We start from the raw sequence: 26,177 nt of genomic DNA, 5'->3' as shown, positions 1-26,177 counted from the left end.
AGCAGCCTTACAAGCATAGCCACACTTCTGCGCTGACTTGTAGTGGCAGGAGGATTGGTGATGGAAGTCAACGAGCGAGAGAAAAAACGCCCCGGCAGGCGACGGGGCGAAAGAGAGCTCATCCATGGGCTGACAACAGTGCTTACAACAGGAGATCAATAACCGAAGCGGGTCGCCTCGAAGCGGTTGAGCAACCGGTGGACGAGGTAGCAGGCCAGCAGGGTGACCACGATGGCAAACAGGATGCTGCTCACCCGGTAGAGGGCGCTGAACACCAGATCGTTGCCCGGAGTGAGGTACTGGCCAAACAGGATGCCGAGGGTAGTGAGGGCGCCAAAGCCGACCCCGGAGCCGCCTGCCTCCTTGACGTGGGCATGGCTGAACAGCATGGCGCCGAGCCACAGCAGTGGAGCGACCAGCAGCAGTTGCCCTGACCAGTCATAGAGCAGCAGCTGGCCGAGCAGGCCGAAGGTGACCCCCAGCAAGGTGCCCATCGCCCGTTTGCGGGCATAACTGAGGGCGCCGTTCCAGTGCATGGGGAACAGCACCAGCAGGGTCGTGGCCTGGGCAGACATGGAGTCGCGCAGGTCAAACACCTGAAATACCAGAAACGACAGGGTGGCCACTGTGGCCCCCAGCAGGGCTTCATGGCGCATCCGGTGCGGCGACTTGGGGGCCGAGGCGGGCTTGGGTCTGGCTTCCACATCCGGGATCAGCATGGTCATCAGGTAGGCGATCAGCACCGACAGCACGCTCGCCCAGATATTGTTGAGGATCAGGTCGTTGAGGTCGGTCTGCGGATAGCTTGCAAAGTGCAGCATGATGCTGAGGCTCAGCACCCCGTTGGCCCCGAACAGAAACAGGCTGCCCCGCGACATGGCGGCGAAACGGTAGAGAAACAGCAGAAAGGCGATGGGGGTCATCAGCGCCGGATGGCTGCCAAACAGCCCCCCCAGCAGACCGACCTCCACCCCACAGACCACCGCCGCCGCGATCAGCTGGCGCGCGGCATGGCCATTCATCACCGGCACCATTCCCAGCAGTAGCACAGGCGTGACCGTATAGAAGACCCCGTAACTCCAGCCAAACAGCTTGCAGAGCAGAAAGCCCGTGGTGCAGCCAAAGGCGATGCGCAAGCACTGGCGCAGCTCGTTGCCGGTGAGGGGCCGATACCAGAGGTGAGTGGCAGCACCACCGACGGGGTGGGCTGGGGCAGTATTGGTCGACGGGTGAGTGGCGTGGTTAGTAGACATAATGGAGCAGGCTGAGCAGGTGGATCTGGCCCCGTGCCAGCATGGCGGTCAGGGCATTGTCCGGCAGTAGTTGTACCGTGGCCCGCGCCCCGGCTGGCAGATGGTCGGGAAGCTGCTCCAGCTCGAGGTGCAGCCGCATCCGCTGGGCATCCCGTACCCAGCGATCCGACTCCACCGGTGCGGCCAGTCGACCGTTGGCATCAAACTGACCGGCACTCACCCCGGCATCCAGACTGCTTACCCGGGCAGGATAGAGCTGACCCGGCTCGCCATCGAAGGCGACCAGTGCGCGGGTTTGCTCGCCGACATGGCGCAGGCTCTTCTCCCGAAAATCGGCAATGACGTCCACCTGTTCCGACACCAGCGCCAGCAGCGGGCTGCCGGCGCTGGCGATACTGCCCGGCTTGAGCTGCAGGTTGGTGATGGTGCCATCCTGATCCGCGTGGACCTGGCTGTAAGAGAGGGCCAGCTGCGCTTGCGCCAGCTTGTTGCGGGCCTGGCGCAGCAACAGATTGTCCTCACCGGTCACGCCACGACTGGCCTTGATCTGGGCCAGTTTGGCCTGACTGGCGCGCAGGTTGGCCTGGGCGCTGCGCAGGGCGCTGTCAGCCTCATCTTTTTGTTGCAGCGAAACCATGTGACGTTGGTACAGCGCATCGATCCGCTCAGCCTCGCGCCACTTCTGGCTGGCCAGGGTCTCTTTGGCGTTGATCTCGGCAACGGCGGCGGTCAGGGCGGCATCCAGTTCACTGTTCTGCTGCTCTGCCTGCGCCAGCGCAAGGCGGGCCTGCTCCACCGCCAGTTCAAAAGGGGCCGGATCCAGCCTGAACAGCAGATCCCCCTTCTTGACCTGCTGGTTGTTGTGAACGGCGACCTCGATCACCTTGCCGCTCACCTGGGGGGCCAGCTTGGTGACCACCCGGGTCGCCATCGCCTGAGGGGTGAGGGGCATCAGCAGGTCGGCTATCAGAAAATAGGCAAACAGGGTGGCAAAGCCCGCCATGGACCATTTGATCCAGCGGGTAAATTGTTGATCCGGGGTCATCTTATTCTCTCTCTGTGTCGGTCTCGGGAGGGCTTGTATCGCCTCCGGCTTGTCGGTCGTGGTGTTGTTCAATCTTGCTGAGGGCGTTGGCCGAGATCCGCTGCACCGTGGCTTCGAACAGCTGCAGGGTCTGCTCGTCGATGCCCCCCAGCAGCTCCCGGCGGATATTCATGATGCGGTCGGCGATCTGATCGAGCAGGGTCTGGCCAGCCGGGGTCACGCAGACGATGCGGGCCCGCTTGTCCTGACTGCAGCAGTGACGCTCAATCAGTCCCTGCTCTTCCAGCTGGCCCAGGGTGCGCATCAGGGAGGGGAGCTCTATCTCGAGGGCTTCGGCCAGGGTCTTCTGGCTGACATGGTTCCCCATGCGGGAGAGCTTCCACAACGCGGTCCAGCGGGGATGGGTGAGGCCAAGGGGAGCCAGCTCCAGATCGGCGGCAGTACGCCATAGCCGGTGCATCCGCGCTATCTGCTCGGCGAGCGACAGCTCGCGCAACCTTTCCAGATCCGTCATCTTCTCATCCTCAATGTACTTAGCCTGCTAAGTATCATACTTGTTTAGCAGGCTAAGTAAATAGTGTGATGCGGATCATGTTTCTGGTCGGATCTTTCGCTGGTGCGAGTTAGCAGCATTCGAGCCCCTGATATTATTCTCGGGGCTGATCCACTCGAGGCTCTCTTGCCGATTCGGATATTGCGCCGTGAATGGAGGATATCCGGTGGTTATTTTCATGAAATTTTCAGCTTCAGTGAGCAGCTCTTTTTTTATCCGCTAATATTGATGGGGTTATAAAACAAGGGGGAAACGGGTTGTGGATGGATATGACAGTGGATGTGTGTATCTGGCAATTGAAGCGCTGTTGAGTGATGGAGAATATGGTGCAGAGTCACACCATGGCGTGAATCGGGAAGGCGCAATCAGAAGTACCGATATCAGTCATGATTTTGACCCCGCCAATATTCCATTGTTGTTGGCAGAATAGACCTGACCGTGTGTGATCCTTGTGAGTTCAAGCCAGTGTTCTGGTATTCGCTGGCTTGGCTCATCACTATTTCAATCTCCCCTTTTTGCATCTTTCTCCTCACCCTTTTTCATCGTGCGTGCTTCCTGCACGCCGACTCAAGCCCTGATGTGGCACGCCGTGGCACTCGCGTTATGGCGATGACATTGCCCGCTGATTATCACTCACAGGAGCTGTGGCGATAAATGGTCGCAGAGCTTGTCATCTGGCTCTGTTATTTCCCCGAAGGGGGGAGAACATCGCATCGTTATTACTGCTGATCACCCAAATATCCGCCATTGGGCTCGCTCTTTTTATCGCCCAATTTCTTGGTCAAGCAGGGCATCGATGGTCTGGTTTTCTATTGTGCAGCGCACGTTGGCGGCACCATGACGTTTAAGTTTTTAATGTTTTTATATGGCTTTGCAGTCTGGCTAACCGACAGGGGAGAGGGGGATCAATAAAGTAGCGGCCACAATCACACGCAGAGTACATAACAATGAAAAACCTCTCACCCCTACAAACCACACAAGAAAAGGCCGCCTTAATGGGCGGCCAACAAATTGCCGGTATGCCGCTCTTTATATTTCTGGGGCTGGCGACCTGCGTTCTCTTTTCCGGCTGGAACGGCTCGCTGCCGCTGGGCATGGTCGGTGCGCTGGCACTGATGTTTGTGCTGGGCACCCTGCTGACCGAGCTGGGCGAGCGGATCATGCCGATCCGTGAATATCTGGGGGGCGGCACCATCCTCGCCATCTTTGGCGGCGCCGCTCTGTTCGAATACCAGCTGCTGCCGGTGCAGGCGGGGCAGGTCATCACCAACTTCATGAAGGAGGGAGGCTTTCTCAACTTCTTTATCGCCAGTCTGGTGACCGGTTCTGTGTTCGGTATGAGCGGCGCTTTGCTGAAAAATGCCGCCATGCGCTACCTGCCGGTCATTCTCGGCGGCGTCGCACTGGCGCTGCTGAGCGTGGGGCTGGTCGGCTCCCTGATGGGGTATGGCTTCAAGAATGCGGTGCTGCTGATCGGCCTGCCCATCATGGGCGGTGGCATGGGGGCTGGTGCGGTGCCGTTGGTGGAGATCCTCTCCGGCCCGATGCAGATGTCCAGTGCGGATCTCTTGTCGCGCATGGTGCCGGCGGTGGTGATCGCCAATACCCTGGCCATTCTGGTGGGCTCCCTGCTGGCGCGCCTTGGTCGCCGTTACCCCTCCCTGACCGGCAACGGCAAGCTGATGATCAAGGAAAGTAGCCAGAGCATTGCCGATGAGCAGGCCGAAGCGCCGACCCTGCAGAGTCTGGGTATGGGGCTTTTCATCAGCTCCAGCATGTTTGTGCTGGGCTCCCTGCTTGGCAACTTTATCCCGATGCACCCCTTCGCCCTGATGATTTTGGCGGTTGCCTTTATCAAGGTGAGCGGCCTGCTGCCGCGTCGTTATGAGCAGGCTGCGGCCGACTGGTATCAGTTTGTGGTGAGCAACCTGACCCCCTCCCTGCTGGTGGGGATCGGCGTCGCCTATACCAGTATTCCCGAGCTGATCAGTGCCTTCTCCATCAGCTACTTCGTGCTGGTCATGGTCACAGTGATTGGCGGCGCCCTCGGCGCGGCGCTGGTGGGCCGGATGATCGGTTTCTATCCCATCGAGGCGGCCATCACCGGCGGACTCTGCATGGCCAACATGGGCGGCACAGGCGACGTAGCCGTGCTCTCGGCGGCCCAGCGGATGAAGCTGATGCCCTTTGCCCAGATCTCCTCCCGTCTCGGCGGCGCCGTGATGCTGATCCTGGCCACCGCCCTTATCTCCCTGCTCGCCTGATACCGGATTGAGGAACAAACAAAATGAACGACATCATGATGGGCACCAGCCTGCCCTATGCCGAGCGCAAGCGTCAGGGGGTGCGGGGGCGTATGCCCCACAAGGAGGAGTCCCTCTCCCAGCAGCGGCGCCGGATCTACCGGTTGGTCAGCGCCATGCAGAGCCCGTTTGACCAGCATCTGCTGCTGCGCCAACTGCAGGAGGACAACCCGGTGCTCTTCTACGATCTGGTGCGCCACCACCTGCCTGAGTTGCTGCCGATCATCTACACCCCAGTGGTTGGGGAGGCGTGTCAGCGCCACAGCGATCTCTATCTGCGCAGTCACGGTCTCTATCTCTCCTGGCATGACAGGGACGATCTCGACGATATTCTCGAGTCGGTGGAGCAGGAGGTGGACGTGATCGTCATCTCCGATGGCGAGCGGGTGTTGGGGCTTGGCGATCTCGGTATCGGCGGCATGGGGATCTGTATCGGCAAGCTGGCGCTCTACTCCGCTGCTGGCGGCATCAATCCGGCGCGCACCCTGCCGCTCTGTGTCGATGTGGGCACCAACAATCCCGAGCTGCTGGAGGATGACTCCTACCTCGGCTGGCAATCCCCGCGCATCGATGGCGAGAGCTACTACCACTTCATGGACAAGGTGGTGGCCGCCATTCGCAAGCGCTGGCCGCAGGTGGTGCTGCAGTTTGAAGACTTTGCCGGCAAGCATGCCGCCAACCTGCTGACCCGTTATCGGGACGAGCTCTGCATGTTCAACGACGATATTCAGGGCACGGCGGCGGTCGCCTCCGCCTGCGTGCTGGCTGGGTTGCAACAGGCGGGGACCACCCTCAGTGATGCCCCGGTGCTGATCGTCGGGGCGGGCTCTGCCGGTTGCGGCATCGCCGCCATGCTGGCCCAGCTGGCGGGGAGTCACGATGGCATCTGGCTGTTTGATCAGGATGGGGCGGTCTGCTGCGATCGCCCTGCGTTGACCCGTGCCCAGCAGCCATTTGCCCGTGCCGTGGAGGAGGGGAGCAGTTCGCTGCTGGAGACCATCCGTCAGGTGCGCCCGGCGGTGCTGATCGGGGTGAGCGGTCAGGGCGGCCTCTTTACTGGCGAGGTGTTGCAGGCGATGGGGGAGGTGTGCGATCAGCCGGTGATCCTGCCACTCTCCAACCCGACCCGCAGTGCCGAGGCTACCCCCGAGCAGGTGTGGGCCGCCACAGATGGCCGCGCCCTGCTGGCCACCGGCAGCCCCTTTGCGCCGGTAACGGTGGCCGGGGAGCGGCGGGTAGTCTCCCAGTGCAACAACGTCTATGTCTTCCCGGGGATTGGTCTCGGGGCCTGCGCCGTCAAGGCGCGCCGCATCAGCGATGGCATGTTGCTGGCCGCGGTGCGGGCTGTCGGCGCCTATCCGCTGGTGGCGGGCCGGCTGTTGCCCCCCATCGAGCAGGTGGGAGAGGTGGCCCGCGCCGTCGCCAGAGCGGTGGCGCTCTGCGCCCGCGAGGAAGGATTGGCCGATTTTGTCGGCGATCCGGCACCTTTGATTGACCAGACCTGGTGGCATCCGCACTATTGGGCAGCGTCCTGACGTTTTAAGGTATGTGCATGAAACTTCGCCATCAGTTGGTCACCCTCTCTCTTGGGCTCTCCCTGCTGCTGATCCTCATTCTGGGCAGCCTGCTGGCCCTCTTTATCCGCCATCTGCTGGAGAGCAATCTGCAGGATAAGGGGAGCGATCTGGCGCGGGTTATGGCGGCGGACACCCGGGTGGTCGAGGCCCTGCGTCAGGGCAGTGATCCTACCCTGCGCGACTATGTGGAGGCGGTCTGCAACCGCACCGACGCCACCTATATGGTGGTGACCGATGAGCATGGTCGCCGCCTCAGCCACCCCAACCCCGAGCTGGTGGGGCAGAAGTTTCGCGGCGAGGATATCTGGCCCGCGCTGCAGGAGCGGCGCAGCTACTGCTCCAAGGATCGGGGCACCATGGGACCGGCGATCCGCTGCTTTTCCCCGGTGGTTGGCGGAGACGGGCGCGTCATGGGGGCCGTGGTGGTGGGCTACCTGATGCAGCAGGTGGAGGGCATCTATATGGAGCGGGTGGCCCTGCTCATCTGCGCCATCGTTGCTGTGCTGGGGTGCGGCCTGCTGTTGGCACTCTGGGTGCAATACCTGCTGCGCAAGACCCTGCTCGATCTGGAGCCGGAGGCAATCGTGCGCCGTTTCACCCTGCAGGATCTGGTGCTGGAGCACATCACCGAAGGGGTGATTGCCCTCGATGGCCGCGGCAACATCAACATGATCAACAGCACCGCCAGCTATCAGCTGCGGCTGCCGGTCACCGGGCGCCATGCCCTGCAGGGGCAGTCGCTGGCGGAGTTGGTGCCACCCCTTGCCCCCTGTCTGGAGCAGGAGGGGGGGGAAGTGAGCTTCACCATTCAGGGGGAGTCCTTTGTCGGTCGCTGGCAGGCGGTGCAGGGCAAGGCGCCGGGGCGGCTGCTGATCTTCAGTCGTCCGGAGGTGGCCGCTAGTCTGGGGGTGCAGGTGACCCACCTGCGCCAGTACGCCGAGATGCTGCGGATGCAGAGCCACGAGTTCGCCAACAAGCTGAGCAGCCTCTCCGGCCTGTTGCAACTGGGCCATGTGGATCAGGCGGTGGAGCTGATCCAGCAGGAGAATGAGGCGTGCCAGACCATGCTGCAGGAGCTGCTGCGGCTGATCGACAACAAGCCGGTGGCGGGGCTTATTCTCGGCAAGTTCAGCCGGGCTCGCGAGCTGGGGGTGACCCTGGAGCTCGATCCCGATTCGGCGCTGGCGGAGTATCCGGCCTCGGTCTCGGCCGATCTCATCACCCTCATTGGCAACCTGCTGGACAACGGCCTGCAGGCGGCCTGGCGCAACCGCCAGCAGCGGCCGCCCCGGGTGCTGCTCTCTCTGTGCGATGTGGGGCGGCGACTGGTGATCGAGGTGGAGGATAGCGGCGAGGGGGTCGACGAGGAGCTGGCCGATCATCTGTTCGATTACGGAGTGAGTCGCCAGAGCGGCGATCACGGGGTGGGTCTGTTCCTGGTCAAGGAGACCGTGGGTCGGCACGAGGGTGTGATAGAATGGCGGCGAACCGCCGAGCAGACCACCCTGTTTGGTATCTACTTGAATAAAAACCAATTAATGTGAGCCATGGACCCAATAATCACGCTTGTTATTGAAGATGACGATCGGATCGGTGCCATCTTGTCAGAACTGGTGGCGGCGACACCCGGTTTCTCCCTGCTGGGGCGGGCCGGCACCCTGGCCCAGGCCGATGCCATGATGGCCGGTGTGGTGCCCCAACTGCTGCTGGTGGATGTCTCCCTGCCCGATGGCTCCGGCCTTGAGTGGGTGAGCCGCCTGCGCAGTCACAACCGCGAAGCCTATGTCATCATGGTGACTGCCTCGCGGGATGTGGAGACCATCCAGCAGGCCCTCAATCTGGGGGTTCATGACTACGTCATCAAACCATTGCGGCTGTTTCGCATCCAGCAGAGTCTGGACGAGATCCTGCAACTGCACAGCCGTCTGTGCGAGCGGGGTCGGCTGGAGCAGGAAGATCTCGACAAGCTGCTGGGCAAGGGGGGGCGCTCCCAGATTAAGGAGATGCGCGTCACCCCCAAGGGGATCGACAGCATCACCCTGCGTCAGGTGCTGGACCTGCTGGCGGGTGAGCCGGAGAGCGTCTTCTCCACCGACACGGTGGCGCTGCGACTCTCCCTCAGCCGCACCACGGCGCGCCGCTATCTGGAGTATCTGGAGTCGGAAGACCGGGTTGATGTGGATCTCAACTATGGTCAGCGGGGGCGGCCGGAGCGGCGCTACCGCTGGCGCCGGGCGGGTTGAGGTGCTCACTGACGTGCATTGCAGAAACAACAAGGGAGCCCATGGCTCCCTTGTTGTTTCCGGACGATGTTGGTTCTCAGGCGGCTTCCCGTTCTGCTACCGGTGCACGCCCCTTCAGCTGGGAGGCCATCACCCCGCCCAGGATCAGCCCGCCCCCCAGCAGGTGATAGCCGTGGATCGGTTCACCCAGGCTGACGACGGCGATCAGTGCCGTACAGAGCGGCATCAGGTTCATAAAGACCGAGGTGCGCTCTGCCCCCATACAGGCGAGGCCGCGCATCCAGCAGTAAGCCGCCAGCAGGGAGGAGGCGAGCCCGGCGAAGAGCACCAGACCCCACCCTTCGGCCGGCACCGCCATCGAGTCGGCACTGAGAGCGAGCGGCACCAGCAGTAGCACGGCCAGCAGGATCTGCATGTAGAGGTTGAGCCAGGGGCCAAACGGCAGTTGCCAGCGGCGGATCAAGAGGCCGTAAAGGGCGTAGCTGGCGGAGCCGAGCAACATCATGCCATCCCCCGGGTTGATGCCGTTATGGAGCAGGGCGAGCGGTTCGCCCTTGCCAAGCAGCCAGAGCACTCCGAACAGGGAGATACTCATGCCGAGCAGTGCCTGTTTGCCGGGACGCTGGCCGAAGAAGAGCGCCCCTTGCAGCAGGGTGAGCAGTGGAATGAGGGAGCCGATCACCCCCATATTGGTGGCCGAAGTGCTGTGAGCAGCGTAGTAAGCGAGGCACTGGTAGAGCACCATACCGAGCGCCGCCAGCACCAGCAGCTTGCCGAACCAGGGGCGAACCTCGCTACGGCGGCGCCACAGCTGCGGCAGGCAGAAGGGGGTCAGTGCCAGAGCGGCGATCACCCAGCGATAGAAGGAGATAGCCGCGGGGTCGAGCACGCTGGCGGCCGCCTTGGACACCACGGTATTGGTAGCCCAGATCAGCACCGCCATCAGCGGAAAGAGAAGAGGGGAAAAGATTCGCATCAGAGGCTCCTTATTAACAGGGGGCCAAGTCTACCCTTGTCTTTATATTATCAAGTAGCGTAAAACAGACAGATGACCCAGCAGAAAAGACAACTCTTTCTGATGCACCTTTTTCCGGCCCACACGGGCTGCGTTTGCTCGCAACTGATGGCTGCTTTTGACCTGTGCCGGAGACCGAGCCAACAGGGCGTTGCATCACGCCTGCTCCTCTCTCTCGCTGACAAGGGGCGCTGATGGCCACTCACCACTTTCAGCCGGTAGATGTCGTTCTGCCCGCTCCCAATCCGCTCTATTTCAGTTACCAGCAGATGCTGGCCGACAGCGCGACCGTGCTGCACTCCCACCCCTGGGGCCAGCTCAACATGATCAGTCTGGGGATCATGGAGATAGAGCTGGGGGATCAGCGACTGGTGGCCCCTGCCGACTACCTGATCTGGGTGCCGGCGGATCTCGACCACACCTCCTACAACGAGCAAACCCTCGACTACACCTCCATCTACGTCAGCCACGAGCTGGCGGCCAAGCTGCCGCCAGAGCCCAGATTGCTGCTGCTCACCCCGCTGATTCGCGCCCTGCTGAGCGATTTTTGCGAACGGCGGGTGAGCCATATGGCGGATGAGTGGGATCAGCGTCAGGCCGAGTTACTGGTGGAGCGACTGGCGCGCACCCGCTGTCAGGAGAGCTACCTGCCGATGAGTCAGGACAAGCTGCTGGCTCCCATGCTGGCGGCGTTACACAGCGATCCTGCCGATCCCCGAACTCTGGCCCAGTGGGCCGGACAACTGCATACCACAGAGCGCACCCTGGCGCGGCGCTGCCTGCGGGAGCTGGGGATGAGTTTCGGTCAGTGGCGGGCGCGGTTGCGGCTGCTCAAGGCGCTGGCCTGGCTCAAGGGCGACATGCCCATTCAGGAGATCAGCTGGCGGCTCGGTTACGGCTCCACCTCGGCCTTTATCGCCATGTTCAACCGGGAGCTGGGCTGCTCCCCTCAGCGTTATCGCCAGCAATCGGCAGAACGGGGGCTCTAATGGGAAAAAATGGGAGCGATGCAGTGTGAATGCCATGATAAGTAGCCTGTTTCTTGTCGTTACAGGGATTATCATAGAGCCTTGTTATCATGGGCCATCTGGCAGCAACGATCGGTTGTTTGCCCGAGTGAATGGCTGTGCCTTGATATTCAGGGGTTAGGGTAAGCATGATCGCGTCCGGTTCCCGTTTGGCCGAGTCACTATTCTGGTATCTGCTGGCGCTCACCGGTTGTGCCATCCTGCTGTTCGAGTTCGGGCCAGAGCGAGTTCTCGATATCAAGGAGTGGCCGCTCTCCATCACAGTGCAGCAGCCACGGGATGCTGGGCCGGGGGCGGTGCGCTATCAACCCTCGGCGGATGATCATCCCGGAGTGGTCTGTACGTTAACCGCCAATCCGGCCAGCTACCCAAGTTGCGGCCTTATCCTCACCCTGACCCCCCGTGACAAGGGGATTAATCTGACCCGTTTTGGCACACTTCATATCCGTTTGAGCGTAACCGGGGCTGGCGAGCAGGATTGGCGCTTGTATCTGCGCAACTACAATCCGGTCTATGACCGGGTTGATGAGCCTGAGCAATCCAAGTTCAACGAGATCATTTTTCGGCCGGCGGATTACGGCCGGGATCACGAGGTGCCACTGGATGTGTTTACCCCGGCGACCTGGTGGATCACCCGTTACAATGTGCCGTTGCAGCAGCAGGGGGTCAATCTGGATCGGGTTTATGCCATCGAGGTTATGGCTGGTTCAGATATGCCGCCCGGTAAGCATGGCGTGGTGATCGAAGCGCTGCAGTTTCACGGTAGCTGGCTCGATGCCACCCTCTTCTATCGGCTGATCCTGTTTGTCTGGTTTCTTTACGGTTGTACCGTTTTTCTGATCAACCACCTTTTGATGAAGCAGCGCTTGCAGCATGCCCATCAAGCCAAACTGGAGGCCGAGGCGCTCAACCGGACCTTGAGTGAAGAGAATCGCCGCTCCCGCGAGGAGGCCTGTTATGATGCCCTGACCGGCGCCCTCAACCGGCTCGGCGGTGAGCGACTGCTGCTCGAGATAGGTGAGCAGCCCAGCACTCTTGTCTATATCGATGTGGATCACTTCAAACAGATCAACGATAGCCATGGCCATCCGGTGGGAGACGAGGTGCTCAAACTGCTGGTCAGCGAGATCCTGCGCCACTGCGATCCCCTCTGCCATCTGGTGCGCTGGGGGGGAGAGGAGTTTGTGTTGGTCTGCCTTGATTACGATGAGTTGCGGGCGTGTATCCTGGCCGAGCGGCTGCGTACCCTGCTGGAGGCATCTGCCCATTGGCCGCTGGCCTTGCGGGTGACCGCTTCGTTCGGGGTGGCCGAGCGGGGGGGAGAGCCATGGGAATGCGTACTCAAACGTGCCGACGAGGCGCTCTATCAGGCCAAGACGCAGGGACGCAACCGGGTAGTGGCGCATTGAGGGCGGTAGCATGACATGTTAAAGACGAGAGCAAGATGACCAGACAATCTATTGGTGCCCTGACCCTGCTGGTGGCCGACTATGACGAGGCTATCGCCTTTTTCACCGAGGGGCTGGGGTTTGCGCTGCTGGAAGATACCCGGCTCGACGAACCGGGCAAACCGGGCAAACGCTGGGTGCGGGTTGCTCCCGCTGGCAGCTCGGGTTCCTCGTTGCTGCTGGCGCGGGCTGCGACCCCGGAGCAGCTGGCCGCCATTGGCAAACAGGGTGGCGGACGGGTATTTCTGTTCCTCGAGACCGATGACTTCTGGCGGGATTACCGGCGGATGCAGCAGTATGGTGTCCATTTTTGTGAACAGCCTCGACAGGAGTCCTACGGCACCGTGGTAGTGTTCGAGGATATCAGTGGCAACCGCTGGGACCTGCTGCAACGCGCTGCTGCCAACTGAATCTGAAAACGTTTATCATCCCGCCTGTCATAAAGTCATAAAAGTGTCACAGAAAATTCTAATAATTGGCGCACCCATCTTCACAGAGGAGAGAGAAGGGAATGGCTAAGCGAATTCTGGTGGTCGAGGACGAAGCACCGATCCGCGAAATGCTCTGTTTCGTGCTGGAGCAGAAGGGGTATGAGACGATTGAAGCGGAAGATTTCGCCGACGGACTGGCGAAGGTGCGTGAACCCTACCCGGAACTTATCGTGCTGGACTGGATGATGCCAGGCGGCAGTGGCATCCAGTTTATCAAACAGCTCAAGCAGGATGAGGTGACCCGCCAGATCCCGGTGGTGATGCTCACCGCCCGCGGTGAGGAGGAGGACAAGGTGCGTGGTCTGGAGGCCGGTGCCGACGACTATATCACCAAGCCGTTCTCGCCCAAGGAGCTCACCGCTCGCCTCCATGCGGTGATGCGCCGAGTCTCCCCCACCTCGGTAGACGAGGTGATCGAGGTGCAGGGGCTCAAGCTGGACCCCGTCTCCCACCGGGTCAGTGCCGAGGAGAAGGCGCTCGACATGGGGCCGACCGAATTCAAGCTGCTGCATTTCTTCATGACTCACCCCGAGCGGGTCTATAGCCGTGAGCAGTTGCTCAACAATGTCTGGGGTACCAATGTGTACGTCGAGGACAGAACCGTGGATGTGCATATTCGGCGCCTGCGCAAGGCGATTGAAGAGACAGGGCACGACAGATTGATCCAGACGGTGCGTGGAGCCGGATACCGCTTCTCAACCCGTCTCTAGAGGCAGTTATGTTGCAACCTTACGCCTGGCGGCGACAGTTGTGGCGAATGGCGTTTTTCTACGCCCCCTTCGCATTGGTTGGCTGGTTGATTGATCATCTTGCCCTCTGCCTGTTGGTGGCGGCAGTGTTGCATCTGGGCTGGCATTACCGTTTTCAGAAGCGGCTGTCTGATTGGCTGTGGCACGACCGCAGCCTGGTACCACCTAACGGCAGTGGCAGCTGGGAGCACATTTTCAACGGGATCTACAAATTGCAACAGCGTCACCGGGCTCGGCGGCGCGAGCTGGCGGGGCTGATCCGCCGCTTTCGGGAGGGGGCCGAGGCGCTGCCCGATGCGGCCGTGGTGTTTCGCGAAGATGGCAGCATCCTATGGTGCAACCGGCTGGCAGAGCAACTGCTCGGTTTCCGCTGGCCGGAAGATGCAGGTCAGCACATTGGCAACTTGATCCGCCATCCTGCCTTTGCCGCCTATCTGGGGAAGGGGAGCTATGATGAACCACTGGAGATGACTTCTCCGATCAACGAAGAGAAGTTTCTCGAGTTTCGCATTATGCCCTACGCCTCCGATCAGGCGATGCTGGTGGTACGCGATGTCACCCGCCTGCGCAGTCTGGAGAAGACCCGCAAGCACTTTGTCTCAAATGTCTCCCACGAGCTGCGCACTCCGCTCACCGTGCTCAAGGGCTATCTGGAGATGACTGAAAATCCGCCCCCGCCTGCCATGTGGGCCAAGGCGCACCGGGTGATGATGGAGCAGACCATCCGGATGGACAATCTGGTCAACCAGCTGCTCACCCTGTCGCGCATCGAGGCGGCACCGACCGTTGATCTCTCCCATCTGGTGGACATGCCTGCCATGCTCGGACTGCTGGAGCAGGAGGCGCGGGCGCTCTCGGGCGAACGGGCCCACCAGATCGAATTCATGGTGCAGCCAGACCTGTTTGTGCGCGGGGATAAGGAGCAGCTGCGCAGCGCCGTCTCCAATCTGGTCTACAACGCCATCCACTACACACCGGCAGGGCGCAAGATCAGCGTGGAGTGGCGCAAGCAGGGGGCAATGGCGCTGTTTGCCGTGAGGGATGAGGGGGAGGGGATTGCCCCCGAGCATCTGGCGCGGCTGACCGAACGGTTCTATCGGGTCGACAAGGCCCGCTCCCGCCACACCGGTGGCTCCGGACTCGGCCTTGCCATCGTCAAGCATGCCCTCAGTCATCATGACTGTCAGCTCGAGATTGAAAGTCGTGTCGGCCTTGGCAGTCGCTTCAGCTTCATGATACCGGCTCGTATGGTGGTGTTAAAATAGCCTTTTATGACAATGGGTTAGTAAATTCGAGAGGGCCACAATGCGGGCCCTCTCTGCATTTGTGCAACTTTGTTGTCATGTCATTAAAGTGTCACATTTAATCCATAAATTTGTCACTGCCAGGTCAGATACTGGCGCCGTCTTAAGAACGGACCTTCTGTAACTTTGGAGAGATTGGATGAAACTCAACAAACTGGCTGGTGTAATAGGATTTACCGCAGCAACCCTGTTTTCTGCCAGCACCCTGGCCTATGGTGTCGACAAGGATCTGCCGGATTACACTCCGACCAGCGGTATCTCAGGCAACCTGTCCTCTGTCGGCTCTGATACTCTGGCCAACATGATGACCCTGTGGGCAGAAGAATTTAAGCGTGTCTACCCCAACGTCAATGTCCAGATCCAGGCGGCCGGCTCTTCTACCGCACCGACCGCCCTGACCGAAGGGGTTGCCCAGTTTGGTCCCATGAGCCGCGCCATGAAGGCCGGTGAAATCGAAGCGTTCGAGAAGCGTTATGGCTACAAGCCGACCGCTATCCGCGTTGCCGTCGATGCCCTGGCGGTATTCGTCAACAAGGACAACCCCATCAAGGGGCTGACCATGCAGCAGGTTGATGCCGTTTTCTCCAGCACACTCAAGTGCGGCGAAGCCAAGGCGGCTACCAAGTGGTCTGATCTGGGTCTGGATGGCAGCTGGTCCGGCAAGGATCTGCAACTGTTCGGTCGCAACTCGGTATCCGGCACCTACGGTTACTTCAAGGAGCATGCGCTCTGTAATGGTGACTTCAAGAGCGGTGTGAACGAGCAGCCGGGTTCCGCCTCCGTGGTGCAGTCTGTTTCCGCTTCCCTCAACAGTATCGGTTACTCCGGTATTGGTTACGTTACCTCCGGCGTTCGTGCCATTCCGCTCTCCAAGGATGGCAAGACCTTTGTCGATGCTACTGCCGATAATGCCATCACCGGCAAATATCCGCTGTCACGCTTCCTGTACGTTTACGTGAACAAGCATCCGAACAAGCCGCTCTCTCCGATGGAGCAGGAGTTCGTCAAGATGATGCTCTCCAAGGCGGGCCAGAACATCGTTGCCAAAGATGGCTACGTACCGGTACCGGCCAAGGTGGTGCAGGCGGATCTGAAAAAGCTGGGCATCATGTAACCGCTTGCTGCCAGCATCTACTGATAAAACGAGCCCCAATCGGGCTCGTTTTGTTTTTGGTGACTGTCAGTTCTGTTAATAGCGCTGGATGGATGTTTTTCCGCCAGCCGGGGGCAGGTTCCCTTGCGTAGCAGGGCTGCATTTCCGAGAATAGGGCAACGTTATGGCAAAGGATCCCTTCATGATTGCGTCCCTCTCCAAGTTTGGCCTGGTAGCCCTCTGTAGTTCCCTGCTGGTCGCCTGCGCCCAGTCGCCGACTGGCCGCAGCCAGATGCTGCTCTACTCCCCCCAGCAGATGAACCAGCTTGGTGCCGACTCCTTCGAGCATATGAAAAAGCAGGAGAAGGTGAGCAAGGATGCCAAACTCAACGCCTATGTCTCCTGTGTCGCCAAGGCGGTGACCGCCCAGGTGCCGGCCAGCTATGGCATCACCAATTGGGAAGTGGTGGTGTTTGACTCCAAGCAGGTCAACGCCTTCGCCCTGCCCGGCGGCAAGATCGGGGTCTACAGCGGCCTGCTCAAGGTGGCCAAGAATCAGGATCAGCTGGCGACCGTCATCGGTCACGAGTTGACTCACGTGCTGGCCCAGCACTCCAACGAGCGACTCTCACGCAGCCAGTTGGCGGGGATCGGTCTGGCGGCTGCGGACATTGCCATGGGCACCAGCGAGTATCGCGGCGCCACCATGGCCGCCCTTGGCCTCGGGGTTGAGGTCGGAGTGATGCTGCCCTATGGCCGTACTCAGGAGAGCGAAGCGGATCGGCTCGGGCTTGAGCTGATGGCGCGCGCCGGATTCAATCCGGCCGAGGCGATCCCCCTGTGGCAAAACATGAGTGCCGCTGCCGGTGGCAACACCCCGCCGCAACTGCTCTCCACCCACCCGAGCAACGAGAACCGGATCGCCGAGTTGCAGGCGCAACAGGCGCAAGTGCTGCCGCTCTATGAGCAGGCCCGCGCCAATGGTCTGGTGCCCCAATGCAAGGCATAAGCCTGCGCATGGCGCGCAGCGATGATGCCGCCGCCATGACGGTGATGCAGCGAGCCAGCTGGCTCGCTGCCTATGGCCAGGTGCTCGGTGCTGACCTGCTGGAGCAGCTGGACGTTACCGCTCATCTACAGATTTGGCAGAGCCGTCTGGCCGAGCCGGGCCCAAGGCCCATGCTGCTTTGTCTCGATGAGGTAGTGATTGGCCTGCTCTATTGGCAACCACAGCAGGAAGCGGGGCAGAGCAGCGCCCTGATCCGCGCATTTTACCTCCATCCCGACCACTGGCGACAAGGCTATGGCAAACGGCTGTGGCAGGCGGTGGCGATGCAGATGCGCCGCGCCGGTTGCCATAGCGTCAAATTGTGGCTGCTCGATGGCAACCACATCGGCGAGGGGTTCTACCTGCGCCGCGGCTTCGTCTTTGATGGCGCAGAGCGCACCCTGATAAGCCTCGGGCAGCCCTGCCTGCAGCGACAAATGAGCCGTTTGCTCTGATCACTCTCCCGTTTTTCGTCCCCGGTCACTTTATTTTTTTTGCGAATTAATACAATGTCCCCCTTGAAACAGAGTTGGATAAACACGGGCTGACAAGGGAGTGCTGGCATGTATTACGGCTTTGATATCGGTGGCACCAAGATCGCCTTCGCGGTCTATGACGGTGCATTGAACCTCTGCCACGAGGAGCGCATGAGTACCCCGGGCAACGATTACGAGGGGTTGCAGCAGCTGATCCGCTCCCGGGTCGAGCAGGCAGATGCCCGCTTCGGCGCTCGGGGCTCGGTCGGTATCGGTTTCCCCGGTGTCATCAACAGCCAGGATCACAGCATAGTGGCGGCCAATCTGCCCTCCATCAATGGTCGCCATCTGGGCGCCGATCTGGCCGAGCTGCTGGAGCGGCCGGTCAAGGTGGATAACGACGCCAACTGCTTCCTCTGGTCCGAAGTGCATCAGGGTGCCGCCGACGGCGCAGGCAGTGCGCTTGGTGTCACCATCGGCACCGGCATCGGCGGCGCCGTTTATCTGGCGGGCAAGCTTATTCAGGGGCGCAACTGGCTGGCTGGCGAGATTGGTCACTACCCCTTGCCCGCGACCATGCTGATGAAGTACCCCGAGTTGCCCCGTCCCCGTTGCGGCTGCGGCCGTTTGGTCTGTTTTGAAACCTATGCCTCCGGCACCGGTCTGGAGCGTCTCTATCACCATTTCCATGGCCAGCGCGCCACGGGTCACCAGATTGTGGGACGCTTCGAGGCCCATGAACCCCATGCGGTCGAGACGGTCGACTGCTGGCTGGAGATCATGGCCGCCGGGCTTGCCACCGCCATTTCGGTGATTGATCCCGAGGCGGTGGTGTTGGGGGGCGGCCTGAGCGGCCTGCCCGCCCTCTATGAACAGCTGCCGCTGCGTCTGCCCGGTCACTTGCTGCCCGGGGTCGCCCTGCCCGAGATCCGCCAGGCCCGCTTCGGTGGTGCCGGTGGTGTGCGCGGCGCAGCCTTGCTCAATCTATGAGATCAGATGTGGGGTCTGATCTCCCCGAAAAAGGAGTCCTCATGACCCGTCTTGAAATCTGTATCGACAACCTGGAATCCCTCTTCACCGCCCAGCAATCCGGGGCGGATCGCATCGAGCTCTGCTCTGCGCTGGGTCTCGGTGGTCTGACCCCCTCCTACGGTTTTATGCAGCAGGCGGCCCGCCATGCCACCGTGCCGGTTTATGCCATGATCCGCCCGCGCGCCGGGGATTTTTGCTTTAACGACGGTGAGTTCGAGATGATGCTGCAAGATATCGCGGCGGCAAGCGCTGCGGGGCTGCAAGGGGTGGTGGTCGGTCTGCTGGATGAGGAGGGGCGGGTGCCTGCCGCCAAGCTCAAACAGCTGGTGGATGCAGCAGGATCGTTGGGGGTCACCTTCCATCGCGCCATCGACCTCTCCTCCGACTGGCGTCTGGATCTGGAGACCATAGTCGCGGCCGGCTGCGAGCGTATTCTGAGCTCGGGCCACGCCGCAACCGCGCTGGCTGGGCTCGAGACCCTGCAGGAGATGCAGCAGGCGCTGGCGGGACGTGCCAGCCTGATGCCGGGCGCCGGGGTCAATGCCGACAACGTGCGTACCATCATCGAGTTCACCGGGGTGAGCGAAGTGCATATGTCCGGCATGGGCTGGCGCGGTGGCATGGTGCCGCACGGAGTGAATATGGGCACTTCGGATGATGGTCGGGTCAATATCACCGATGGCGCCAAGGTGGCTGCGGTCAGAGCCTTGCTGGATCGCGGTTAAGCAGATCGCCGCCGTTGGGCGGCGTTCATCCGCATCTTGTGTGAAGTTCCTCCCACTGACGGGGAAATCAGGGGCGCCCCCGGCAGCACCCAGGCCAAAAGTCTGATATTATCCCGCCTCTTTACTACATGGATCTGGAGCAACATCTCAATGTCCCAATACGACTCTATCGAACAGAAGGCCAGCTATGGCATCGGCCGCAACATGGGTGATCAGCTGGCGCAGCAAGCTTTCGCCGGTCTGGATATCCCGGCCCTGCAACAAGGTCTGGCAGATGCCCTGAATGGTCTGGAGTTCGCGGTCAGCCGTGACGATATCAATGATGCCTTCCAGGTCATCACTGCGCGTATGCAAGAAGAGCAGGAAGCCGCCGCCAAGGCCGCCGCTGCTGACGGCGAAGCCTTCCTGGCTGATAACGCCAAGCGCGCTGAAGTGAAGGTGACCGACTCCGGTCTGCAGTACGAAGTGCTGGTAGAAGGCAACGGTGCCGTTCCGGTAGCCGGTCAGTCCGTGCGTGTGCACTACCACGGTACCTTCACCCACGGTGGCGTATTCGACAGCTCCGTCGCTCGCGGCCAGCCGGCTGAATTCCCGGTGACCGGCGTGATCGCTGGCTGGGTTGAAGCGCTGCAGCTGATGCCGGTTGGTTCCAAATGGAAGCTCTACATCCCCCACGATCTGGCCTACGGTGCCCGTGGCGCGGGCTCCATCCCGCCTTACTCTGCACTGGTATTTGAAGTCGAGCTGCTGGACATCCTGTGATCCTGCTGGCTTGATGCAAACGGCGACCCTCGGGTCGCCGTTTGTTTTTGGGCTATGTGATAGACAGCATTTGTCGCGACCAGCGGGCTGGAGAGCAGAAAAGGGCGGCACTTTTGCGCTTTTTACTGGTTTTTTCAGAAACGGGAACAGGCATACTGCGACTCATTAGAGAGGATAAGGAGAACCCGATGAGCAAGAAGATGAAGAAAGTAGCGGGGCTTGCTCTGTTGCTGCTGAGCATTCCGGCCAGTGCTGATGCCATGCGCTGCAAGAACGCCCTGATCACCGAGGGAGACACCACCGCCGAGATGCTGCTCAAGTGCGGTGAGCCGATGTTGCGTGAAGAGCTCAACCGCAACGAGGAGAACCAGTTTGGCAACATGGTGCAGGTCAAATATGGTGAACGCTGGACCTACAACTTCGGCAAGAACGAGTTCATGCGCTTTGTGACGGTGCGCAACGGCATCATTACCGATATCGAAAACGGCCCGCGCGGCCAGTAGCCGGCGGGCAAAGCATGGATGCACAACAGACAGTAGGGCAAGACCCTTTGACTCACATGTCCGGCAAGGGGTCGCGGTGACCAAGTTGTCTGACCGCCAGATTGATCTGGCGAGCCAGTCTTAGCCGCTGGCGGCAGGTCAGGCCATGGAGGCTGATCCTACCCGCGTTGAATTCAAATGTCCCCAGCGACTCGATGGCAAAATAGCCTCGATGAAAGCTCTTGATGTAGCGAGCGATCTGCCGTGGGGATAACTGCTTGAATACCTTCATCACACGGTTCCCTGATTGCCTGGACAGGGCACACTATGGTGTCGGTCGATGACACTGATATGACGGTTTATAAAGATTTGCATGAATCCTTATTTTGCCAGTGAGCTCGGCAAATTGACGGCATCATCGAAAAAGTTGTGCCATGACAAACCACCGCACCGATATACTGCGGGCTTGAATGGAACAAATAAAAGGGCCTGTGCGTGGAATGGGTTGATGTGGTGGACGAGGATAACCGGGTGATTGGCGTGGCCGAGCGAGCCAAGGTGCGGCGGGAGAATCTCTGCCATCGCGCCAGCTATATTCTGGTGCTCGACGACGCGGATCGGATCCTGGTGCAGCGACGCACCCTCAGCAAAGATTTCTGCCCCGGCATGCTGGATGCCTGCGCCGGTGGCGTGGTCACCACCGGTGAGGAGATGGAGCGCTCCGCCCGCCGCGAGCTGGCCGAAGAGCTGGGGATTATGGATGTTCCTCTGCAGGGCTTTGGCAGCTTTTATGCGGAAGGGGAGGGCTACCGGGTCTGGGGTGGCCTCTTCAGTTGCCGTTATCAGGGGCCGCTGCAGTTGCAGGCCGAAGAGGTGAGCGCGGTGCACTGGATGAGCCTGGCCGAGATCGCGGAGCGTGCCAGCGAATTTACCCCCGACTCCCTGCTCGCCATCGCCACTTGGCAGGCGAGACGCTGACAAGCGCCGCACATTTTCTTCGCCAGAGACAAGACGGGCAGCCTGATGGCTGCCCGTCTGCCTTTGTGCATTTACTTGGTCTGCTACGCCAGCTTGAGGCGTCGGTTGGTGCGCCCGCAAGCGCTCGGCTTGGCGAGCCAGTGCCCTTGCCAGTCGGTGGCTAGCCGCAGCAGCGGATACTCCAGATCGAGTCGGGTCACCACCAGCTGGCCTGTTTCATCGCCACTCACGGGATTGCCGCTGGCGGGATCGATGATCTCGATGATGCAGCTCTCATTGACGATAAAGCCCTGACCGGGCTGGCTCTCGTAGGCCACCACCCCCACATCCTGCCACACCAGACAGTTGAGGGCCGCAATGCCGTGAATGGCGCGCAGCGGTGCAGTTTCGGGATGGGTTGCTTCGCACAATAGGGCGCGGCGCAGCGAGTCGCTCGGGATCTCCGCCGCTTCGGCCGCTTCCAGCAGGTCGAGCAGGGTCACCAGCGGGCCGACATAGCCGGTGGGTTGATAGCGCAGCAGTGCCTCCAGCTGGCGCTGTGTATCGTGGGGGCCGCAGGGTACCACGGGAGCCCCCAGCTGGCGGGCGCCGTTATCGAAGATAAAGGCGGTGGGGCCAGCATGATAGTCGTGGCCATTGAGTATTACCTCACCCGGCTTGAAGCCGGCGGCAAACAGCGCTCGAGCGGCCCCCCACCAGTCTGCTCCCGCATACTCGGGGATGGCCAGCTGGCCCGGACAGGAGAAGACCCGCAACGCCTGACTGGCGGGGCGGCCGGTGAGTCCGGCGAACGGAGGGTGAGCCTGCTGGGCGGCAAACAGCTCTTTGCTGTCGAGCAGTGGCAGGGTGGCCAGCTCTGCCAGATCCTCGAGGCGGCACTGGCGATAGACGCTGGAGTAACCGGCGCAATATTGACTGACATGGGTAAGCTGATGATTGAGCTGCTCCAGCTGCTGTTGTTCGCGCAAGGCAGGGGGGCGAATTTCCAGTCCATCGTAATAGTGCTGCATGAGGCTTCCTTGGTCGGCTGATCCTGCTCAAGGTTAGTTCAAATGATCCCGGCAAAGGGAGGTCTGTGTCACAGCTCGGCAGTGGGGTAGACTGGGGCCTCCTCCCTCCACTTAAGGACGAGCACAATGATTGCGATGGGTCAGACTCTGCCTTCGGGCGAATTTACCTTTATCACCGCCGAGGGCAAGCAGCTGCGGGATAGCCAGACGCTGTTCGCCGGTAAAAAAGTAGTGCTGTTTGCCGTGCCCGGTGCTTTTACTCCCACCTGCTCCAATGCCCACCTGCCCGGTTATGTGGTGCTGGCCGATCAGTTTATGGCCAAAGGGGTGGATGCCATCTGCTGTCTGTCGGTCAACGATGCTTTCGTGATGCGGGCCTGGCAGACGGCCCAGAATGCCGAGGCGATCACCATGCTGGCGGATGGCGACGGCAGCTGGACCCGGGCGCTGGGTCTGGCCAAGGATACCGGCGCCTTTGGAGGTATCCGCTCCCAGCGCTTTGCGTTGATCGCCAACGATGGCGTGGTCGAGCAGCTGTTTGTGGAGGCGCCTGGCAAGTTTGAGGTCTCCGATGCCGCGAGTCTGCTGGCTGTGCTGTGAAATGTTAATCGCAGTTTGATTTTTCCTTGAAATGGGAGGCTGGCTCGTTACACTGGCGCCACTTTTGAATTGGGTCAGGAGCTTGTCCTGACTCTGTTGCTTACTGGCGATGGGATGGAGATGTTATGACCCTGGCTGTTGTTGCCCTGATTGCCGGACTGGCGCTGCTGGTCTGGAGTGCTGACAAGTTTGTGGATGGTGCTGCGGCGACCGCCCGTTATGCGGGGATGCCACCGCTGCTGATCGGCATGGTGATCATCGGTTTTGGTACATCGGCCCCTGAGATGGTGGTCTCGGCGCTGGCGGCCTCCCAGGGCAATCCCGGGTTGGCGCTTGGTAATGCCTATGGCTCCAACATCACCAATATCGCGCTGATCCTGGGGCTGACGGCACTGATCAGCCCTATCGCGGTGGCCTCTCAGGTAGTGCGCAAGGAGATCCCCATCCTGCTCGGTATTACCCTGCTCTCAGGTGCCCTGCTGATTGATGGTCATCTGGGCCGGATGGATGCGGTCATTCTGGGGGCCGTCTTCGTTGCCCTGATGGGCTGGTCGATCTGGGCTGGCATGAATGGCAAGGGAGATGCGCTGGATACCGAGACCGCCGAGGATATCGAGAGCGAGGGGATGTCCATCAAGAGCGCCGTTTTCTGGCTGGTGGCCGGGCTGGTGCTGCTGATCGGTGCTTCCCGCCTGTTGGTCTGGGGGGCGGTGACCATCGCTCAGGCGCTTGGTATCAGCGATCTGGTGATTGGTCTCACCATAGTCGCGATAGGAACCTCCCTGCCGGAGCTGGCCTCGTCTCTCATCGCCATTCGCAAGAACGAGCATGATCTGGCCCTTGGCAACGTGCTGGGCTCCAACCTGTTCAACACCCTGGCGGTGGTGGGGATCGCGGCGGGTATTCATCCGTTGGATGTGGCGCCGGAAGTGCTCTCCCGCGACTGGAGCATCATGATGGGACTGACCCTGCTGCTGCTGGTGATGTGTCTGGGCCGCAAGGGGCAGGGCCGTATCAACCGGTTGGAGGGGGGGGGGTTGCTCACCTGCTTCGTTGCCTACACCGGCTGGCTGCTGACCAGTCAGTTCGTCTAGCCAGATCTGGCAAGATAAAACGAAAGAGGGGAGGCCTGGCTTCCCCTCTTTGCATTCAGGTGTCGGTCTTAAGCGACGGCCACCAGTTTCTGCCCCTTCTGACTGCTGTCCAGAATGAGGATGCTGGCCTTGGGGAAGAAGTTGAAGGTGGAGGCGGAGGCCCAGGTGTAGGCGCCCATCACCTTGCCAACCACCAGTTCGCCGATAGCCAGATCGGGCAGCATGATGCCATCGCGGATCACGTCCACGCTGTCGCAGGTGGGGCCTGAGAGTACCGAGTTATGCAGCTCGCCACTGGCATAAGGCGTGCTCACCGGATAGGTGACGTGGTCATAGAGCTGGCCGTTGTAGCTGCCGTAGAGGCCATCATCCAGGTAGTACCAGATCTTGTCGCCACGGTGGGCCTTGCCCATCACGCTGGATACCGAAGTCATGGCCGGCGCACTGATAAAACGGCCCGGTTCGGCAATCTTCTGCACGGTAGCGGGCAGCTTGGCCAGCGCTTCGCGGATCGGGGCGCAGAAGCCGTCGATATCGAACTCGCCCCCCTCATAATCGACCGGGAAACCGCCGCCGATATCCAGCACCCAGGGCTTGAGCCCGAGCGCCCAGGCTTGCTCCATGATCTCGCGGCAGGCGTCGATGGCCTGCACATGGCGACGGGCATGAGGCACTTGCGAGCCGACGTGGAACGACAGCCCCATCACCTTGATCCCCTTGGCGTGGGCCAGTTGCAGCAGCGGCAGCGCCTGCTCCGGAGTGCAGCCGAACTTCTTGGAGAGATCGACCTTGGTCTCGGGGTTCGGGAAGCTGACCCGCAGCAGCAGTTTCACTTCGTCCTTGTAGGGAATGAACTTCTCCAGCTCCAGCGGGTTGTCGTAGACAAACACAGTGCAGCCGAACTCCAGCGCATAACGGATATCGCTGTCGCGCTTGATGGGATGGGTATGAATGCAACGTCCCGGGCGAACCCCCTGACTGCGCACCAGATCCACTTCGCCATTGGTGGCCAGATCGAAACAGGCCCCCTCTTCCTTCAAGACAGAGACCACCGCCTCATGGGGCAGGGGTTTGAGTGCATAGTGCAATCGTACATCGGGCAGGGCGGCGGCCAGGGCCCGATACTGTTTGCGGACGGCTGCCTTGTCGAGCAGCAGCAGGGGGGAGCCGAATTGTTCAACCAGCTGACGGTAATCTTGTGCGACCACATCTTTTGCAACCAGGGTCTCGTTCATTCTCTTTTGGTCATCCTTAGGGGGCGTGATATGCCCAAGCCATATGCGATTGAACCGGCGACGGCCGGGTCAGGCGAGCGGTCCGGTGGGACCAACCGAACACAGTGCATAAATTGATAACAAAGTGCTTGGTTATGCAGCGGATTATCGGCTTATTGATTCTGTGTGCAAGCATTTTGATTGGATATGTCGGCAAGATTTTCTTGGCGAAACGAGAGGGATCACTGTTCTCTATCCGCCATTTTTCCCGTTTGGGCCACATTTGATCCGTGAAAGCCTAACTTGTTGATAGTTAACTAACATTTAACATTCTTGCTGCGATTCTGGTGGTCACTAAAAAAATATAAATGGGGGCGGCCAAGTGCGAGACAGCTCACATTTTTTGGATTAACATGCCGACTTCCTAATCCAAACTAGTTCGGATGAAGGTAGCAGGAGAGCGATGGGCAACCATCCACCGAAGAAGTGAATCTTTCAGGTACCGGGCAACCGGTGTGGACTGCTACTGGACGATACTCTGGAGAGACCCGTTAAATCGGGCGCCGAAGGAGCAAGGCACCATGACTACCCGCAAGGGCAGGCTGGCGCCGGAAACTCTCAGGCAAAAGGACAGAGGGGATGGGATGGTTGTAC

The 26,177-nt window shown here is 60.6% G+C and carries 26 protein-coding genes and 1 riboswitch; of the genes, 19 read left to right on the top strand and 7 right to left on the bottom strand.

All coding sequences use genetic code 11. From position 1 onward, the window contains the following. Positions 1-155: 155 nt before the first annotated feature. Genes G5229_RS15730 through G5229_RS15720 form a run of 3 tightly spaced genes read right to left on the bottom strand, consistent with a single transcriptional unit; the run spans position 156 to position 2,812 of the window. Positions 156-1,253: a DUF2955 domain-containing protein gene (locus G5229_RS15730; RefSeq protein WP_202000464.1), complete on the bottom strand. Its 1,098-nt coding sequence runs from the start codon at positions 1,251-1,253 to the stop codon at positions 156-158. After that, positions 1,243-2,298, bottom strand: a complete 1,056-nt coding sequence (locus tag G5229_RS15725) for an HlyD family secretion protein (RefSeq protein WP_040066685.1) — start codon at positions 2,296-2,298, stop codon at positions 1,243-1,245. The genes G5229_RS15730 and G5229_RS15725 overlap by 11 nt, the downstream gene beginning before the upstream one ends. 1 nt (position 2,299) lies before the next feature. Further along, a complete protein-coding gene (locus G5229_RS15720; protein ID WP_005349886.1) occupies positions 2,300-2,812 on the bottom strand; it encodes a MarR family transcriptional regulator in 513 nt (170 codons plus the stop codon). Between the two features lie 986 nt (positions 2,813-3,798). Here G5229_RS15720 and G5229_RS15715 point away from each other — a divergent pair. From G5229_RS15715 to G5229_RS15700, 4 genes are read left to right on the top strand one after another with little or no spacing between them, the layout of a single operon-like run. After that, a complete protein-coding gene (locus G5229_RS15715) occupies positions 3,799-5,115 on the top strand; it encodes a 2-hydroxycarboxylate transporter family protein (protein ID WP_421209573.1) in 1,317 nt (438 codons plus the stop codon). A 23-nt stretch (positions 5,116-5,138) separates the two neighbouring features. Beyond that, on the top strand, positions 5,139-6,689 hold the full coding sequence (locus tag G5229_RS15710) for an NAD-dependent malic enzyme (protein ID WP_421209571.1): 1,551 nt from the start codon (positions 5,139-5,141) through the stop codon (positions 6,687-6,689). A gap of 17 nt (positions 6,690-6,706) precedes the next feature. Beyond that, entirely contained in the window at positions 6,707-8,275 is a 1,569-nt protein-coding gene (locus G5229_RS15705) for an ATP-binding protein (protein ID WP_069526286.1), read from the top strand. A 3-nt stretch (positions 8,276-8,278) separates the two neighbouring features. Further along, the gene (locus tag G5229_RS15700; RefSeq protein ID WP_075115718.1) at positions 8,279-8,974 is read left to right on the top strand and encodes a response regulator; all 696 of its coding nucleotides are present in this window, start codon (positions 8,279-8,281) and stop codon (positions 8,972-8,974) included. A gap of 76 nt (positions 8,975-9,050) precedes the next feature. On the opposite strand, the gene G5229_RS15695 is transcribed toward G5229_RS15700, so the two are convergent. Continuing rightward, positions 9,051-9,950, bottom strand: coding sequence for a DMT family transporter (locus tag G5229_RS15695; RefSeq protein WP_139405952.1), 900 nt, complete (start codon positions 9,948-9,950; stop codon positions 9,051-9,053). 233 nt (positions 9,951-10,183) lie between these two features. Between G5229_RS15695 and G5229_RS15690 the strand changes: the two genes are divergently transcribed. The 12 genes from G5229_RS15690 to G5229_RS15635 all read left to right on the top strand — a co-directional run bounded on the left by G5229_RS15690 (position 10,184) and on the right by G5229_RS15635 (position 20,648). Then, positions 10,184-10,978, top strand: coding sequence for an AraC family transcriptional regulator (locus G5229_RS15690; protein ID WP_421206202.1), 795 nt, complete (start codon positions 10,184-10,186; stop codon positions 10,976-10,978). A 167-nt stretch (positions 10,979-11,145) separates the two neighbouring features. After that, the gene (locus G5229_RS15685; RefSeq protein WP_421209568.1) at positions 11,146-12,426 is read left to right on the top strand and encodes a diguanylate cyclase; all 1,281 of its coding nucleotides are present in this window, start codon (positions 11,146-11,148) and stop codon (positions 12,424-12,426) included. A 35-nt stretch (positions 12,427-12,461) separates the two neighbouring features. Then, positions 12,462-12,875, top strand: coding sequence for a VOC family protein (locus tag G5229_RS15680; protein WP_167572379.1), 414 nt, complete (start codon positions 12,462-12,464; stop codon positions 12,873-12,875). A gap of 101 nt (positions 12,876-12,976) precedes the next feature. Continuing rightward, positions 12,977-13,666, top strand: coding sequence for a phosphate regulon transcriptional regulator PhoB (gene phoB, locus G5229_RS15675; protein WP_026457670.1), 690 nt, complete (start codon positions 12,977-12,979; stop codon positions 13,664-13,666). Between the two features lie 8 nt (positions 13,667-13,674). Continuing rightward, complete coding sequence (gene phoR, locus G5229_RS15670) at positions 13,675-14,970, top strand: phosphate regulon sensor histidine kinase PhoR (RefSeq protein ID WP_421209566.1); 1,296 nt, start codon at positions 13,675-13,677, stop codon at positions 14,968-14,970. A gap of 178 nt (positions 14,971-15,148) precedes the next feature. Beyond that, positions 15,149-16,123 (top strand): PstS family phosphate ABC transporter substrate-binding protein, encoded by a 975-nt coding sequence (locus G5229_RS15665; RefSeq protein WP_216951835.1) that lies wholly within the window; start codon positions 15,149-15,151, stop codon positions 16,121-16,123. A 181-nt stretch (positions 16,124-16,304) separates the two neighbouring features. Next, positions 16,305-17,111, top strand: a complete 807-nt coding sequence (locus G5229_RS15660; RefSeq protein WP_216951834.1) for a M48 family metallopeptidase — start codon at positions 16,305-16,307, stop codon at positions 17,109-17,111. Then, entirely contained in the window at positions 17,099-17,605 is a 507-nt protein-coding gene (locus tag G5229_RS15655; RefSeq protein WP_005358874.1) for a GNAT family N-acetyltransferase, read from the top strand. Before G5229_RS15660 ends, G5229_RS15655 begins: the two co-directional genes overlap by 13 nt. A gap of 108 nt (positions 17,606-17,713) precedes the next feature. Continuing rightward, the gene (locus G5229_RS15650; protein WP_421209563.1) at positions 17,714-18,616 is read left to right on the top strand and encodes an ROK family protein; all 903 of its coding nucleotides are present in this window, start codon (positions 17,714-17,716) and stop codon (positions 18,614-18,616) included. A gap of 41 nt (positions 18,617-18,657) precedes the next feature. Continuing rightward, positions 18,658-19,383, top strand: coding sequence for a copper homeostasis protein CutC (locus G5229_RS15645; protein WP_421209561.1), 726 nt, complete (start codon positions 18,658-18,660; stop codon positions 19,381-19,383). Between the two features lie 150 nt (positions 19,384-19,533). Then, a complete protein-coding gene (locus tag G5229_RS15640; protein WP_005338405.1) occupies positions 19,534-20,145 on the top strand; it encodes an FKBP-type peptidyl-prolyl cis-trans isomerase in 612 nt (203 codons plus the stop codon). A gap of 188 nt (positions 20,146-20,333) precedes the next feature. After that, positions 20,334-20,648: a DUF2845 domain-containing protein gene (locus G5229_RS15635; protein ID WP_005338404.1), complete on the top strand. Its 315-nt coding sequence runs from the start codon at positions 20,334-20,336 to the stop codon at positions 20,646-20,648. Between the two features lie 52 nt (positions 20,649-20,700). Here the strand turns inward: G5229_RS15635 and G5229_RS15630 are convergent, their stop codons facing one another. Further along, positions 20,701-20,919: a DUF1107 family protein gene (locus tag G5229_RS15630; protein ID WP_005338403.1), complete on the bottom strand. Its 219-nt coding sequence runs from the start codon at positions 20,917-20,919 to the stop codon at positions 20,701-20,703. A gap of 203 nt (positions 20,920-21,122) precedes the next feature. Between G5229_RS15630 and yfcD the strand changes: the two genes are divergently transcribed. Continuing rightward, a complete protein-coding gene (gene yfcD / locus G5229_RS15625) occupies positions 21,123-21,605 on the top strand; it encodes an NUDIX hydrolase YfcD (protein WP_047435956.1) in 483 nt (160 codons plus the stop codon). An 83-nt stretch (positions 21,606-21,688) separates the two neighbouring features. On the opposite strand, the gene G5229_RS15620 is transcribed toward yfcD, so the two are convergent. After that, on the bottom strand, positions 21,689-22,615 hold the full coding sequence (locus tag G5229_RS15620; protein WP_421209559.1) for a phenylacetate--CoA ligase family protein: 927 nt from the start codon (positions 22,613-22,615) through the stop codon (positions 21,689-21,691). 126 nt (positions 22,616-22,741) lie between these two features. Here G5229_RS15620 and G5229_RS15615 point away from each other — a divergent pair, with 126 nt between their 5' ends. Both G5229_RS15615 and G5229_RS15610 read left to right on the top strand, forming a co-directional pair. Continuing rightward, positions 22,742-23,215: a peroxiredoxin gene (locus G5229_RS15615; protein WP_421209557.1), complete on the top strand. Its 474-nt coding sequence runs from the start codon at positions 22,742-22,744 to the stop codon at positions 23,213-23,215. Between the two features lie 125 nt (positions 23,216-23,340). After that, positions 23,341-24,309 (top strand): calcium/sodium antiporter, encoded by a 969-nt coding sequence (locus tag G5229_RS15610; RefSeq protein ID WP_421209555.1) that lies wholly within the window; start codon positions 23,341-23,343, stop codon positions 24,307-24,309. A gap of 68 nt (positions 24,310-24,377) precedes the next feature. On the opposite strand, the gene G5229_RS15605 is transcribed toward G5229_RS15610, so the two are convergent. Then, positions 24,378-25,544, bottom strand: a complete 1,167-nt coding sequence (locus G5229_RS15605) for a type III PLP-dependent enzyme (protein ID WP_058059164.1) — start codon at positions 25,542-25,544, stop codon at positions 24,378-24,380. A gap of 507 nt (positions 25,545-26,051) precedes the next feature. Then, positions 26,052-26,167, top strand: a riboswitch (glycine riboswitch). Positions 26,168-26,177: the final 10 nt, after the last annotated feature.

The organism is Aeromonas sp. 602396, from assembly GCF_049173735.1.
GTDB classification, from domain to species: Bacteria; Pseudomonadota; Gammaproteobacteria; order Enterobacterales; family Aeromonadaceae; genus Aeromonas; species Aeromonas veronii_A.
This window is presented reverse-complemented; position numbering and strand designations above follow the sequence as displayed.